Consider the following 14,575-nt stretch of genomic DNA (forward strand, 5'->3'; position numbering starts at 1 on the left):
AGATAGCGCTTTCGTCAATATCTTCCAGCGGTTTTTTACATGAAAATGATAAATTTTCTCAATTTTCTCCCCTACGCATCTTTTCAAACCGCTCCAGTATCTCTTGATCAAGGATAATTTTCGATTTAGGTTGCTTTTTTTCTTGCTCCTTCAAACGCAAAGTAATTTCATTTTCCATATCTTGCAGTTCCACTTTCAGCTCGCGGGCAGACAATCTTAACGCACCTTGGGCAAATATGGTCCGTTGCTCCGTATAGTCAGAAGTCGCTACATAGACTTGAGTTTTTACATTTTTCAGCTTCTTGATCAACCGTTCAATCCGCTCATCAGCCGTTTCGTTCTCTTTCGTGTAGATGACTTCAACTTTAAACTTCTTCAGTTTACTTTCCTTCCCTGGCGCTTCGTGGGCATCAAAGACAATAATGACTTTTGTATCTGTGAAAGCTTGATAGTCTGCCATCCGTTCAATAAGCAGATCTCTAGCAGCTGCCATATCCTTATCTCGCAATCGTTGTAGTTCTTCCCAATCGCCAATAATATTGTAGCCATCTACTAGTAAAATGTTCATCAGCTCTCACCCAGCGGATTACGCTTCCTGTATACCTCATATAGTAATAAACTGCATGCGACCGAAGCATTGAGTGAGGACACTTCTCCGGACATCGGGATGCTTACGGTCCAGTCGCATTTTTTCTTGACGAGCCTGGATATTCCTTTACCTTCATTTCCGATGACAACAGCAATCGGAAGTGTACCGTCCAGTCTGCGGTAATCTTCTGTCGCTTCTCCAGCTGTTCCAACAACCCAGATATTTTTCTCTTTTAGTTCATCAATCGTATTTGCGATATTTGTCACACGAACGACAGGGACATGTTCAATTGCCCCAGCAGCGGTTTTAGCGACGGTTGCGGTAAGTCCAACTGAACGTCGCTTCGGAATAATGACTCCATGTACTCCAGTAGCATCTGCAGTCCGCAGAATGGAACCAAGATTATGCGGATCTTCCAACTCGTCCAATATAATAAAAAAAGGATCTTCCCCTTTTTGTTCCGCACGATCAAATAAATCATCAAGAGTTCCATAATCATAAGAAGCAACGTATGCAACAATCCCCTGATGATTCCCATCAGATAGCGAGTCAAGCTTAGATTTCGGTACTTTCTGTACAATTGTTCCAGCTTCTTTTGCACGCTGCTTTAATTTGCTTACAGTACTAGGGTTCAAATGCTCAGAAACAAATACTTTATTTACTGAACGTCCAGAGGAGAGTGCCTCCATCACTGGGTTTTTGCCTATAATTATTTCTTCACTCATCTCTTTTCTTCCCTTCTTCTATGAAAGTTACAGCAGCTTGCATCAATTCATGAAGCCTGTCTTCATTCTTATCCAAATAGTGGTAGCCTAGTAAAGCTTCAAAAGCTGTGCTATAACGATAGGTTTGTACACTACTGTTTTTTGGTATAGATCCAGATTTTGCATTTCTGCCGCGAGCGACGATTTTTCGCTCATCTTCATCAAGCAGCTCGGAATCCAGCCAGTGGAGCAAGACAGTGGCCTGCCCCTTTGCTGAAACAAACCGGACAGCTTGTTGATGCAGCAAATGGGGCTTGACCTGACCTGAATTTAATAGATATTCCCTGACATATACTTCATAAATGGCATCACCCATGTAAGCGAGCGCTAAACTCTTCATTTGTTTCGCATTCATGTTTAGCCTCTTTTCCAACGAACTCCCTGTGCAGTGTCTTCTAAAATGATTGATTTTTCTTTTAGAAGGTCTCTGATTTCATCTGCACGTTTATAGTCTTTATTTTTTCTTGCTTCATTTCTTTCTTCAATCAGTGCATCGATCTCTTCATCCAATAATTCCTGCTCCACTTCCACTTCTATACCAAGAATACGGAGGAGGTTGGCGATTGCTGTTTGGAAAGTCTCGAGTACCGAGCTATCTGTTTGTTCTTTACCGATATAAATATTTGCTTCTTTAGCAAGGTCGAACAGTATAGAAATAGCATTTGCTGTATTGAAATCATCATTCATTTCTTTTTCAAAATCCAATGTGAACTGCTCTATCTTGGATAGCCATTCCTCAGAGTCGCCAACAAGATTCAAGCTTGCTTGCTTCCGATGTTCAAGGTTATGATATGCGGTCTTAATCCTATCCAAGCTGTTTTTCGCACTCTCCAGGAGTTCTTCCGTAAAGTTGATCGGATTACGGTAATGCACACTTAGCATAAAGAATCGTAATACTTGAGGATCGTGCTGCTCAATCAGTTCTCTAGTCAACACGAAGTTCCCCAATGATTTGGACATCTTTTCATTATCGATATTGATATAGCCATTATGCATCCAGTAATTAGCAAACGGCTTTTCGTTTAAAGATTCGGATTGAGCTATTTCATTCTCATGGTGCGGGAACGTTAAATCCTGTCCGCCAGCATGAATATCAATCGTTTCGCCAAGATATTTCTTTGCCATCGCTGAGCACTCGATGTGCCAGCCTGGTCTTCCTTCACCCCAAGGTGAGTTCCATGCGATTTCTCCGTCTTTGGCTTTCTTCCAGAGCGCAAAGTCCAGCGGGTCATCTTTCCTTTCACCGACTTGAATCCGCGCCCCAGCACGCAGCTCGTCAATAGATTGTTGCGAAAGCTTACCATACTCTTCAAACGCACGCGGTTTAAAATACACATCACCTGCTGCTTCATATGCATATCCTTTATCAATCAATCCTTGAATAAAGGTGATGATATCATCCATCGTTTCTGTAACCCGGGGATGATGGGTCGCTTTCTTCACACCTAATGCTTGCACATCCTCTAAATAGGCATCAATAAAACGGTTTGCCAATGTGCGGACATCCTCGCCGCTTTCCCTCGCGGCATTGATGATTTTATCATCGACATCCGTGAAATTAAGTACATAATTCACTTCGTAGCCTCTATATTCAAAATAGCGTCTCACAGTATCAAATACAATTGCCGGGCGGGCGTTTCCAATGTGAATGTAGTTATAAACCGTCGGCCCACAAACATACATTCTTACCTTACCTTCTTCAATTGGGTTGAATACTTCTTTTTCTCTTGTTAACGTATTATATATTTTAATCGACATTCTGGAGCTGACTCCTTTCCTTGAGTTTCACTAATTCAGCTTGAAGTGCATCTATTTGTTCTTGCATTTCCTTCATTTTATCAGCTACTGGATCCGGCAACTTATGATGATCTAAATCTTTCACCCTCACACCATCTTGCACAATAACCTTTCCAGGAATCCCAACGACTGTTGAGTTTGCCGGAACATCTTTAAGGACAACTGAGCCTCCCCCGACTTTAGCATTTTCTCCAATGGTGATGGAACCTAATACTTTTGCTCCTGTAGAAATAAGTGCATTATCTTTTACCGTCGGGTGTCGCTTGCCTTTTTCCTTTCCTGTTCCACCGAGGGTCACACCCTGATAAATGGTTACATTATCACCAATTTCACATGTCTCCCCGATCACGACGCCCATACCATGGTCAATGAACAACCGTCTGCCTATCTTTGCACCTGGATGTATTTCAATTCCGGTGAAGAATCGGCTAACCTGTGAAATGACTCGTGCGAGGAAAAATAATCTTTTATTATAAAACGCATGGGCTATCCGGTGAAACCATACAGCATGGAGGCCTGAATATGTTAAGAAAACCTCAAAATATGTTCGTGCAGCAGGGTCCTGTTCAAACACAACATCCATATCTTCCTTCATGCGTTTAAAAATACCCATTACCCGTTACCACCTTTCTTAGGATCGTTCCAAGTTGCCCAAAAAAACAACAAAAAAATGCGCCTCTGCAAATACAGAGACGCATTTTCCTTGCGCGGTTCCACTCTGTTTGAAAGAAACATATACTTCCTTCCAACTCGTGCTCTTGTTAACGGTAGAGGACCGCTATCATGTACTAAGGTTTCCATGATAGACTCCGAGGGGCACTTCGGAAATTTCGCTTAAAATCACTCGCAGCCAAGGTGATTCTCTCTGTATAAACGAAAGACTTCCTACTTTTCCTCTTCAACGTTCCAATATTTATTATTACTATATTACAGTTTTTAAATTTTGTGAAGCCTTATGCGTAAGCGTATCAAAGAAGTTTTTTTAGTTTGAAGATAACTCCTGTAACACTTTATCAAGACGTGTAATGACGACGTCTTTACCTAAAAGCTCAATTGCCAGTGGCAGTTCGGGGCCATGTGTTTGACCGGTCGTTGCGACACGGATAGGCATGAATAATTTTTTACCTTTATGGCCAGTTTCTTTTTGAGTTGCTTTTGTTTGAGCCTTGATTTCATCAGCTGTAAAATCATCCAATTGACTTAACTTATCTCTGAAAGTCGAAAGGACTTCCGGCACCTGCTCTTCCTCCAACACATTCGTAGCCGCTTCGTCATACGTGATATCGTCTGTAAAGAACAGTTCCGTCAATTCAATTATTTCTTCACCATAGCGCAGCTGCTCGCGATAGAGTGAAATGACTTTTTCAGCCCAGTTTCTTTGCTCTTCATCCATATCTTCTGAGAGCTTCCCAGCTTTAATTAAATACGGCATAGCCAGGTCAATGACCTTATCCAACTCTGAGTTTTTAATATACTCATTGTTCATCCATTTTAATTTTTGCTGATCGAAGATTGCTGGAGATGTGGATAATCTCTCTGGATCAAAAATCTCAATCAATGTTGCTTTATCGAAAATCTCTTCTTCACCAACTGGAGACCAACCAAGTAAACTGATGAAGTTGAACATCGCTTCTGGCAAATAACCAAGATTACGGTATTGCTCAATGAATTGCAGAATATGTTCATCCCGCTTACTTAATTTCTTACGGTTTTCATTTAAGATGAGTGTCATATGACCATACTTCGGCGGCGTCCATCCAAACGCTTCATAAATCATCATTTGTTTTGGTGTATTTGAAATATGCTCTTCCCCCCGAAGAACATGAGTGATATTCATAAGATGATCATCAATAGCAACCGCAAAGTTATATGTTGGGATGCCATTTTTCTTTACAATGACCCAGTCACCAAAGTCACTGGATTCAAACGTAATATCTTTCCGCACAAGATCATTGAATGTATACGTAACATCATCCGGAACACGGAAACGAATACTAGGCAATCTTCCTTCCGCTTCAAAAGCTGCGATTTGCTCTTCCGTCAAATCACGATGTGCACCAGAATACTTCGGAACCTGGCCTTTTGCTTTTTGTTCCTCACGTTCATTTTCCAGTTCTTCTTCCGTCATATAACATTTATAAGCAAGCCCACGCTCAAGTAGCTCGTCCACATATTTTTGATAAATATCCAGACGCTCTGTCTGACGGTATGGACCATAGTCTCCACCGACATCTGGGCCTTCTTCCCATTCAATTCCCAGCCATTTCAGGTATTGAAGTTGGCTTTCTTCGCCACCTTCAACATTACGTTTTTCATCTGTATCCTCTGTACGGATAATAAAGTCTCCACCGTAATGTTTGGCAAATAAGTAATTAAATAATGCTGTTCTAGCGTTTCCAATATGCAAATGACCTGTCGGGCTTGGTGCATAGCGAACACGAACCTCATTCGTCATGATGCTTCCCCTCTTTTCTAAAAATAGCCTTAAATTATACATTAACAGCCCACCCAGCAGAAATGCTTTACTCTCGACTGGATTTTGTGTTGATTGATGCAAGAAAAGTGATAACAATTTGTGTTATCACTTTTAAACTCTTATCCATAATAAGTTATACCTTTTTTACAGTGCTTTTTCAAGTGTTTTTGGTTTGGCAAAAATCATTCTGCCTGCTGAGGTCTGCAGCACACTTGTGATGATGACCTCAATCGTCTTGCCGATATAATCCCGACCTTCTTCCACAACAATCATCGTTCCATCATCCAAATATGCGATACCCTGTCTCTGTTCTTTCCCGTCCTTGATCACTTGGACTACGAGTTCTTCACCAGGAAGGACAACAGGTTTGACCGCATTTGCCAAGTCATTGATATTTAGAACTGGCACACGCTGCAAATCACATACTTTGTTTAAATTAAAATCATTTGTAACGACGATTCCGTTTGTCACCTTCGCGAGTTTGATAAGCTTGCTGTCTACTTCAGCAATATCCTCAAAATCTCCTTCATAAATCTCTACTTGAATCGGCAATTCCTTTTGAATACGGTTTAGGACATCTAACCCGCGTCTGCCGCGGTTCCTCTTCAATGCATCGGAGGAGTCAGCGATATGTTGCAACTCACCTAAAACAAATTGAGGAATTACCAGTGTCCCCTCTAAAAATCCCGTACTGCAAATATCGGCAATTCTGCCGTCAATGATTACACTTGTATCGAGAATCTTCGGTTTCGGTATATCTTGAACCACATCATCTGCATCTTCACTATTTGTATTTTTGGGCTTCTCTTTTTTACCAGCCCGCAATAGATTGGAAAACTCATCTCGACGACGGAAGCCTACGCGAAAACCTAAATAACCTAGGATAATTGTAATGAAGATTGGAAGCACCTGAGAGACTACTTGAATGTTGATATCTTGTAGCGGCATCGTAACAAGGTAAGAAATAACAAGTCCAACGATCATCCCTAAACTACCAAAAAACAAATCCATAGCAGGTAGTTTGATGAGAGCTTCTTCTATCCATTTGAAGAAATTCACTACATAATCAACAATAAAGTATGAGAGTAAAAATAAAATAAGGGCACCAACAACCATCCCAAGGTAAGGATTTTTCAATAAGTCCATATCTAGGTTCAATAAATTTATGATAACCGGAATATATAGATACCCAATCGTTCCACCAAGGACGATAAAAAAGATATGAACAACCTTTTTCAGCATACTTTCACCTCCTAACGTTTATTATTACCTTTATTTACTATTTATAACCATTAACGAATAGAATAACGACGAATCCTTAAAATTCATTAAAAGTGTAAATTACCTTGCTAGTCCCACTTCAAAAGCTTCTTGAATAGTCGACACACCAACCACTTGAATGTCTTTAGGTATTGTCCAGCCTTCCAAATTATTCTTTGGACAAATAACCCGCTCGAAACCAAGCTTACTCGCTTCTTGCACCCGTTGTTCAATTCGGGATACCCTTCTGATTTCTCCAGTCAGCCCAACCTCACCAATAAAAATGTCCTTCGATGCCGTCGGCTGATCACGAAAACTGGATGCAATGCTAAGTGCAATGGCTAAATCAATTGCCGGCTCGTCTAGTTTTACTCCACCTGCAACCTTCAAATAAGCATCTTGGTTCTGGAGCATGAACCCCATTCGTTTTTCCAATACAGCCATTATTAAAGACACGCGGTTTGAATCGATACCAGTAGCCATTCTCCTCGGATTTCCAAAACTGGATGGTGCAATCAACGCTTGGATTTCAACTAAGATTGGCCTAGTCCCTTCCATGGACGCAACTACTGTGGAACCGGCTGTTCCTTCTTTCCGCTCTTCCAAAAATATTTCGGAGGCATTTATCACCTCACGCAGTCCTTCCTCACGCATTTCAAAAATACCCATTTCATGTGTACTTCCAAAACGGTTTTTAACACTGCGTAAAATCCGATACGTATGATGGCGTTCCCCTTCAAAATATAAAACCGTATCTACCATATGCTCTAATAACCTAGGACCAGCAATCGCACCCTCTTTTGTCACATGGCCAACAATGAAAATAGCAATATTATTTGTTTTTGCGATTTTCATCAATTCTCCGGTACTTTCCCGAACCTGGGAGACACTACCTGGTGCACTGGTGACTTCTTCACGATAAATTGTTTGAATAGAGTCCACGATGATAAGGTCTGGTTCCAGCTTCTCGATTTGCTGACTAATATCATATAAATTTGTTTCACTGAGGACATAGAGTTCCTCTTCCTGAATACCTAGACGGTCCGCACGGAGTTTCGTCTGCCTCGTTGATTCCTCTCCCGATATATAGAGGACACGAAGCTTCCTTGCAAGCTGAGCGGATATTTGCAACAGCAAAGTCGACTTCCCGATTCCCGGGTCTCCTCCAATTAATATAAGTGAACCTGGAACGATTCCCCCACCAAGCACTCGGTTAAATTCCCTCATCTCAGTTGTAATGCGTGGTTCTTTCTGTGATTCAAGATGCGTGATCCGTTCTGGTTTACTGATTGTGCGGCTCGTACCACCAGCATGACGGGCACCACGGGCAGATGCTTGAATTTCTTCAACCATCGTATTCCAATTACCACAGCCTGGACATTTCCCCATCCACTTCGGTGACTCGTAGCCACAGTCCTGGCATACAAATGTATTCTTTCGCTTTGCCAAACGTATTCGGTCCCTTCTTTATTGTATACGATTTTAACCTTCTGTAGGTTACACAATAATTTCAATTTAGATACTTTTTTCCTAAATTATGCCACAAAAAACGAAAAATTGCAGGAAAAGCTAGAAGAAATAAATCTTCTAGCTTTTGTTGATTACTTTAAGATGATAAATTCACCTTTATTATTTAAACCAATCTTTACTTGTTGTCCTTTTTCAATCGTTCCTTTTAATAACTCTTCAGAAAGCAGATTTTCAATATTTTGCTGAATGGAACGGCGTAATGGTCTCGCTCCATACTCTGGGTCAAAGCCTTCATTAGCAATTTTATCGACTGCTTTATCTGTCATCGTGAGCTCAATTTCTTGATCTGCCAATCTCTCCTTCAATTCCTTAAGCATGAGTACCACGATATCCTTCATATGCTTCTTCTCCAAGGAATGGAATACGATTGTCTCATCAATCCGGTTTAAGAATTCTGGGCGGAACGCTTTTTTCAACTCATCCATTACTTTTGATTTCATATCGGAATGCTGTTGGTTTTCATCAGCTACGTTGAAACCAACAAATTTATTTCTGCGCAATTCACTCGCGCCAACATTCGAAGTCATTATAATAATTGTGTTTCGGAAATCGACCGTTCTGCCTTTAGAGTCGGTTAAACGTCCATCTTCCAAAACTTGCAGTAAAATATTGAATACTTCTGGATGGGCCTTCTCCACTTCATCAAGCAGAACTACCGAATATGGCTTTCTCCGTACTTTCTCCGTCAATTGGCCACCTTCATCATACCCGACATAACCTGGAGGTGAGCCGACTAATCGTGCAGTAGAGTGCCTTTCCATATACTCGGACATGTCCACACGTATCATGGCATCTTCATCAGCGAACATAACCTCGGCAAGCGCCCTTGCCAGTTCTGTTTTACCTACACCTGTAGGGCCTAGGAAAATGAATGACCCGATCGGACGTTTAGGATCTTTCAAGCCAGAGCGGGCACGACGGATTGCAGTAGAAATGGCTTTAACTGCCTCTTCCTGTCCAATCACCCGTTCATGGAGGATTTCTTCCATGTTCAAGAGACGATTAGTTTCGTCTTTCGTCAATTTCGAGACAGGTACACCAGTCCAGATGGAAACGACACTCGCGATGTCCTCAACTGTTACCTCAGAGTCCATTTGGCCTTGTTTTTGTTTCCATTCATTTTTGGTTTTCTCCAATTCTTCACGATAACGCTGCTCGGTGTCTCGTAAAGATGCTGCTTTCTCAAATTCTTGACTCTGTACAGCCGCATCCTTCTCTTTTCTTACTTCCTCAAGTTTTTGTTCCAACTCTTTTAAGTTCGGTGGAATCGTGTAAGAGCGGAGACGCACTTTAGAACCTGCTTCGTCGATCAAATCAATTGCTTTATCTGGTAAGAAACGATCGGTAATATAACGGTCAGACAAAGTAACTGCGGCATCGATTGCCTCATCTGTAATGGTCACTCGGTGATGTGCTTCATAACGGTCACGAAGGCCTTCCAGGATCTGAACTGTTTCTTCTACCGTCGGCTCATCTACTTGAATCGGTTGGAAGCGGCGTTCTAGGGCAGCATCCTTTTCAATGTACTTCCGATACTCGTCAATTGTAGTAGCTCCAATACACTGAAGCTCTCCCCGAGCAAGTGAAGGTTTTAGAATATTGGATGCGTCAATGGCACCTTCTGCTCCACCAGCACCAATCAATGTATGCAATTCATCAATGAAAAGGATGATATTCCCCGCCTGACGAATTTCCTCCATCACTTTCTTTAACCGATCCTCAAATTCACCACGATATTTTGTACCGGCAACTACTGTTCCCATGTCAAGTGTCATCACACGTTTATCCCTTAACGTTTCTGGAACTTCATTATCAACAATCTGCTGGGCCAACCCTTCAGCTACTGCCGTCTTACCGACCCCAGGTTCACCGATCAATACAGGGTTATTCTTTGTCCGGCGGCTTAATACTTGGATCACACGCTCAATTTCCTTTGCACGCCCGATAACAGGATCTATCTTCCCTTCTTTTGCACTGACGGTTAGATCTCTGGCTAACGAATCCAACGTCGGCGTACTCGCGTTTGATTGCTGCCCTGTACGCCCTCTTCTCCCTGCTTGCGACTCATTACTCCCAAGAAGTTTTAAAACTTGCTGACGGGCTTTATTTAGGCTTATTCCGAGGTTATTGAGAACTCTGGCTGCTACTCCTTCACCTTCACGGATGAGTCCGAGTAAAATATGTTCTGTTCCAACATAAGAGTGACCAAGTTTCCTCGCTTCATCTTGAGATAACTCTACTACCTTTTTCGCACGAGGAGTGTAGTGAATGGATTGCATCGGTTGTTTGCCGACTCCAATCAATTTCTCTACTTCTTCTTGGATTTTCTCCACCTGTACACCTAATGATTGTAATGCTTTAGCTGCAATGCCTTCTCCTTCGCGGACTAGGCCTAACAAGATATGTTCTGTTCCAATATTATTATGACCGAGACGTACCGCCTCTTCTTGTGATAGCGCAAGCACTTTTTGCGCTCTTTCTGTAAATCGCCCAAACATCATATGGCGTCCCTCCTATTTCTCCATTTCGAGTCGTTCCCTAATTAATGAAGCACGAAACACATCACGTTCACGTGGTGTTAATCGTCTTTTCGCATAATGTTGTAAGAAGCCTGGTTGAGTTAAAATCATGAGTTCATTTAAAATATTCTTTGATGTATTCTTAATAATACCTAAGTCTATGCCCAGGCGCACATTAGAAATACATTTCGATGCTTCCTTTGATTCAATGATCCGTGCATTTTTAAGAATTCCATACGATCTAAAAACACGGTCTTCTAAGCTGACTCCAAGTTGTTCCGTAATATAATTTCTTGCAAGCCTCTCCTGTTCAATCAGTTGATTCACTACACTTGCAAGATCAAGGACGATATCCTTTTCTGACTTACCTAAGGTGATTTGGTTGGAAATTTGAAATATATTCCCTAGAGACTCACTGCCTTCCCCGTAAATTCCCCGAACTACTAAACCAAGCTGGTTGATTGCAGGAATCATCCGGTTCAATTGTTTTGTAATGACAAGGGCTGGCAAGTGCATCATCACAGACGCCCGCATCCCAGTACCGACATTAGTCGGACAACTCGTTAAATAACCAAACTTCTCATCAAAGGCGTAATCGATCCTTTCCTCTATCCAGTCGTCTAGAGCAAACGCCTCTTCAAGACCATCGGCAAGCTTCATTCCCGGCAAGTAAAGCTGGATGCGAAGGTGATCTTCCTCATTCACCATAATCGAAACTTGCTCATTCTCTGATATGAGTACTGCTGCCTCAGGAAACCTGACTAAATTAGGGCTGATCAAATGCTTTTCCACAAGAATCTGCGTTTGAATTTCCGAAAGGTCTTTTAAATTGATAAAGTGAAAGTTCTTATAATCTTGGAATGACGTTTTATCATACGTCTCTTTCATAAAGTCATGAACTTTTTTTAGTTCAGATTCTTTTCCGAGGACCGGATAAGTGACGTTTGCAAAGTTCCGCGCCAAGCGAATACGGCTGCTAAGAACGATATCGTTATCGGCACCTTCTTCACGCATCCAAGGACTGATTGCTTCGTTTAGAAAATGCTCCATCGTCATTCTTCGCTTGCCTCCCTCTTGTCTAGTCCTTCTTTTTCTAATGCTTTTATTTTATCTCTTAGAACAGCGGCATCCTCAAACGCTTCCTCACTTATTAATTTCTTCAGCTGAGCACGATATTCCTCTAATTGACGTTTCTTTTGAATACTGCCACCTGTTCTTTTAGGAATTTTCCCTGCATGTTTCGCATTCCCTGCATGGACTCGACGTATGATTGGATCAATTCTTCCAGAGAAAGTTTCATAGCACGTTGCACAGCCAAACTTTCCCATCTCCTTAAAAGCAGAAAAGGTTAACTGACAACTAGGGCATTGCAATTCTTTTAATTGTTGCGTACTAGCTGTCTGGGCACCTAAGGGAGCACTATCAAAATTGAACAAGCCGGTCAATAAATCATGAAGGCTGGAACCTTGATTCGGCATTTGCATGTATCCCTTTTCTTGGGCACAGACCTCACATAAGTGGAACTCCTTTTTCTCACCGTTAATAATTTGTTTAAAGTGAACGGTAGCTTGTCGTTCTTCACACTCTTGACATCGCACGCTTCTCCCCCTCCTCAAAGAGTCAACTGTAATATTTTAAAGTATTTAGCATTGCTGTTAAAATTCGGGCACGGATTTCATCACGTTCTGGTAATGGAAACGGTAAAGTCGATCGTTCAATCGCACTAAAAATAAGCTTCTCCTCACGATTCGTAATAATTTCCTCTTCCTTTAACCGTTCCAATACATGTACAGCGGCTTGTTGTGATACGTGAGGGTTTATCATTTTTATAATTTCTTCGATTAAATCTGCTTTATCTTTATGCTTTACCCTCATTATTCGAATATATCCACCGCCCCCGCGCTTACTTTCCACTATATACCCTTTTTCCGTTGTAAATCTCGTATTAATGACATAATTAATCTGTGATGGTACACATTGGAATTGATCGGCAATTTCACTTCGTTTAATTTCAATTGCATGATTCCCTGTCGCATGTAACACTTTCTTAAGGTAAGCTTCAATCACATCTGAAATGTTGCTCATTTTTAAAAACTCCCTTCTTCCTACACGTCATCCATTTAATGAAATATGCCTGAACAAAAGAGTTTACAAGAACGTCTTGCTCAAGATGTCTGTTCAATCAATTCGCATGCACGTTTGTGATTTCTTTTGACTTTGACTATCTTTGACTATAATTTAATTATACGCCAAAAAATCGAAGTTGAAAAGTGTTTACCAATAATACATTCTTGACATTTTTTATGAAAATAAACGAATTGGGATAAAAAGATAATAATTGGGCAGGAAAGTTATGCTTTAAAAAGCTGAACCTTTATAAAAGGAGTTGGATAGATGCTTTTACAACCAGACTCAGCACCTATCCTATATTTTACCTCGTTAGTTGACTTATGTTATTGATTCCCTCCACCTTTGATATCTTTTCAAGTAACATAATCAATTCATCGCTTTTAATGTTTTTCATCTTAATAAAAATCTTCCGTAGATCTCGCTCCATTTTCTCAACTTCTACCGCTAAGATCTTCACTTCAAAAGTCTCTGTTGCTTCAATCAATTGATGAACTTTTATATTCGGTTCCACTACAATCTCGAGCATCGTGTACTTTCTTTGAGACGGCAATAACTTTTCTAAATTATTCAGTACGACTAAGCTTAGTAGGATGATAAATGTAGCTACTATCGCAGGCCCATACATCCCTGCACCGACTACAAGACCAATTCCCGCCACAGCCCATATAGAAGCTGCCGTAGTTAATCCACGAATCGTTCCTCCATAGACGATAATCGTACCAGCACCTAAAAATCCGATTCCACTGATGACATAGGACGGAATTCGAGCCGGATCAAAACGAATATTATCATACCTTTCCAAAAAATCGATAAAACCAAATAATGATAACTGCATCATAAGGCACGCACCGACCCCCACTAGTATATGCGTGCGGAAGCCAGCCGAGTGGTTATTCCACTCACGTTCAAAACCTATAATACCTGACAGTAATAGGGCAACCAATAACCTTGTGACAATTACAAGGAAGTTTTCCCCCATTAAATCATATAAAAATATTTCCATTGCTCTTCCTCTTTTCTATCTACATTTTTTTCTAGCCTATACATTTCCCTCATTCACCATCGGTATAAACCTAAAAATAAAATCGATAAAGAAAAGTCACATGTACTGAATGTGACTGGAAGAAATATCTAACTTTATAGTTCTATTAATACATATGATTTTCCTTCAATAATTAGACAATATGAGGTAAATAAAAAAAACAGATTATCGTATTGATAATCTGTTTGTATTTCAATTGCCTGGCAACGTCCTACTCTTGCAGAGACAAAGTCTCAACTACCATCGGCGCTGGAAAGCTTAACTGCTGTGTTCGGTATGGGAACAGGTGTGACCTTTCCGCCATCATTACCAGACATTTTTAATTGTAGGCTTATACCTTAAAAACTAAATAAGAGTAATGGAACGACATCAAAATAGAATTTAGTTAAGTCCTCGATCGATTAGTATTTGTCAGCTCCACATGTCACCATGCTTCTACCTCAAACCTATCAACCTCATCGTCTCTGA

13 protein-coding genes, 2 rRNA genes and 1 other annotated feature are annotated in these 14,575 nt (G+C 41.0%); all 15 genes read right to left on the minus strand.

Going from position 1 to position 14,575, the window contains the following annotated elements; all coding sequences use genetic code 11:
* Positions 1-58: 58 nt before the first annotated feature.
* Complete coding sequence (locus tag M3210_RS12315) at positions 59-568, minus strand: NYN domain-containing protein (protein ID WP_251514774.1); 510 nt, start codon at positions 566-568, stop codon at positions 59-61.
* Positions 568-1,314 carry a 23S rRNA (guanosine(2251)-2'-O)-methyltransferase RlmB gene (gene rlmB, locus M3210_RS12320; RefSeq protein ID WP_251514775.1) on the minus strand — a complete coding sequence of 249 codons (747 nt, stop codon included), beginning with the start codon at positions 1,312-1,314 and terminating at the stop codon, positions 568-570. The genes M3210_RS12315 and rlmB overlap by 1 nt, the downstream gene beginning before the upstream one ends.
* Positions 1,307-1,708, minus strand: coding sequence for a Mini-ribonuclease 3 (locus tag M3210_RS12325; RefSeq protein ID WP_251514776.1), 402 nt, complete (start codon positions 1,706-1,708; stop codon positions 1,307-1,309). Before M3210_RS12325 ends, rlmB begins: the two co-directional genes overlap by 8 nt.
* A 2-nt stretch (positions 1,709-1,710) precedes the next feature.
* A complete protein-coding gene (gene cysS, locus M3210_RS12330) occupies positions 1,711-3,111 on the minus strand; it encodes a cysteine--tRNA ligase (RefSeq protein ID WP_251514777.1) in 1,401 nt (466 codons plus the stop codon).
* Positions 3,101-3,763, minus strand: a complete 663-nt coding sequence (cysE, locus tag M3210_RS12335; RefSeq protein WP_251514778.1) for a serine O-acetyltransferase — start codon at positions 3,761-3,763, stop codon at positions 3,101-3,103. Before cysE ends, cysS begins: the two co-directional genes overlap by 11 nt.
* A 72-nt stretch (positions 3,764-3,835) precedes the next feature.
* Positions 3,836-4,061: a binding site (T-box leader), on the minus strand.
* 71 nt (positions 4,062-4,132) lie between these two features.
* Positions 4,133-5,605: a glutamate--tRNA ligase gene (gene gltX, locus M3210_RS12340; protein WP_251514779.1), complete on the minus strand. Its 1,473-nt coding sequence runs from the start codon at positions 5,603-5,605 to the stop codon at positions 4,133-4,135.
* A 165-nt stretch (positions 5,606-5,770) separates the two neighbouring features.
* Positions 5,771-6,868 carry a PIN/TRAM domain-containing protein gene (locus tag M3210_RS12345; protein WP_251514780.1) on the minus strand — a complete coding sequence of 366 codons (1,098 nt, stop codon included), beginning with the start codon at positions 6,866-6,868 and terminating at the stop codon, positions 5,771-5,773.
* Between the two features lie 99 nt (positions 6,869-6,967).
* Complete coding sequence (radA, locus tag M3210_RS12350; protein WP_251514781.1) at positions 6,968-8,335, minus strand: DNA repair protein RadA; 1,368 nt, start codon at positions 8,333-8,335, stop codon at positions 6,968-6,970.
* A 152-nt stretch (positions 8,336-8,487) separates the two neighbouring features.
* Positions 8,488-10,917, minus strand: a complete 2,430-nt coding sequence (gene clpC / locus M3210_RS12355; RefSeq protein ID WP_251514782.1) for an ATP-dependent protease ATP-binding subunit ClpC — start codon at positions 10,915-10,917, stop codon at positions 8,488-8,490.
* A 12-nt stretch (positions 10,918-10,929) separates the two neighbouring features.
* The gene (gene mcsB, locus M3210_RS12360) at positions 10,930-11,991 is read right to left on the minus strand and encodes a protein-arginine kinase McsB (RefSeq protein ID WP_251514783.1); all 1,062 of its coding nucleotides are present in this window, start codon (positions 11,989-11,991) and stop codon (positions 10,930-10,932) included.
* Positions 11,988-12,533, minus strand: a complete 546-nt coding sequence (gene mcsA, locus M3210_RS12365) for a protein-arginine kinase activator protein McsA (protein ID WP_251514784.1) — start codon at positions 12,531-12,533, stop codon at positions 11,988-11,990. Before mcsA ends, mcsB begins: the two co-directional genes overlap by 4 nt.
* 22 nt (positions 12,534-12,555) lie before the next feature.
* Positions 12,556-13,020 carry a CtsR family transcriptional regulator gene (locus tag M3210_RS12370; RefSeq protein ID WP_251514785.1) on the minus strand — a complete coding sequence of 155 codons (465 nt, stop codon included), beginning with the start codon at positions 13,018-13,020 and terminating at the stop codon, positions 12,556-12,558.
* A gap of 346 nt (positions 13,021-13,366) precedes the next feature.
* The gene (locus M3210_RS12375) at positions 13,367-14,068 is read right to left on the minus strand and encodes an MgtC/SapB family protein (protein ID WP_251514786.1); all 702 of its coding nucleotides are present in this window, start codon (positions 14,066-14,068) and stop codon (positions 13,367-13,369) included.
* A gap of 237 nt (positions 14,069-14,305) precedes the next feature.
* A 5S ribosomal RNA gene (gene rrf / locus M3210_RS12380) occupies positions 14,306-14,421 on the minus strand.
* 67 nt (positions 14,422-14,488) lie between these two features.
* A 23S ribosomal RNA gene (locus M3210_RS12385) occupies positions 14,489-14,575 on the minus strand; the annotation flags it as partial.

It is taken from the genome of Oceanobacillus luteolus (genome assembly GCF_023715655.1).
Taxonomy (GTDB): Bacteria; Bacillota; Bacilli; order Bacillales; family Amphibacillaceae; genus Oceanobacillus; species Oceanobacillus luteolus.

What these genes read in the sequence shown, in the direction of transcription:
- clpC (WP_251514782.1), bottom strand. Translation starts at nt 10,917, where the DNA reads ATGATGTTTGGGCGATTTACAGAAAGAGCGCAAAAAGTGCTTGCGCTA.
- M3210_RS12315 (WP_251514774.1), bottom strand. Translation starts at nt 568, where the DNA reads ATGAACATTTTACTAGTAGATGGCTACAATATTATTGGCGATTGGGAA.
- cysS (WP_251514777.1), bottom strand. Translation starts at nt 3,111, where the DNA reads ATGTCGATTAAAATATATAATACGTTAACAAGAGAAAAAGAAGTATTC.
- M3210_RS12375 (WP_251514786.1), bottom strand. Translation starts at nt 14,068, where the DNA reads ATGGAAATATTTTTATATGATTTAATGGGGGAAAACTTCCTTGTAATT.
- mcsB (WP_251514783.1), bottom strand. Translation starts at nt 11,991, where the DNA reads ATGACGATGGAGCATTTTCTAAACGAAGCAATCAGTCCTTGGATGCGT.
- M3210_RS12370 (WP_251514785.1), bottom strand. Translation starts at nt 13,020, where the DNA reads ATGAGCAACATTTCAGATGTGATTGAAGCTTACCTTAAGAAAGTGTTA.
- cysE (WP_251514778.1), bottom strand. Translation starts at nt 3,763, where the DNA reads ATGGGTATTTTTAAACGCATGAAGGAAGATATGGATGTTGTGTTTGAA.
- M3210_RS12325 (WP_251514776.1), bottom strand. Translation starts at nt 1,708, where the DNA reads ATGAATGCGAAACAAATGAAGAGTTTAGCGCTCGCTTACATGGGTGAT.
- gltX (WP_251514779.1), bottom strand. Translation starts at nt 5,605, where the DNA reads ATGACGAATGAGGTTCGTGTTCGCTATGCACCAAGCCCGACAGGTCAT.
- rlmB (WP_251514775.1), bottom strand. Translation starts at nt 1,314, where the DNA reads ATGAGTGAAGAAATAATTATAGGCAAAAACCCAGTGATGGAGGCACTC.
- M3210_RS12345 (WP_251514780.1), bottom strand. Translation starts at nt 6,868, where the DNA reads ATGCTGAAAAAGGTTGTTCATATCTTTTTTATCGTCCTTGGTGGAACG.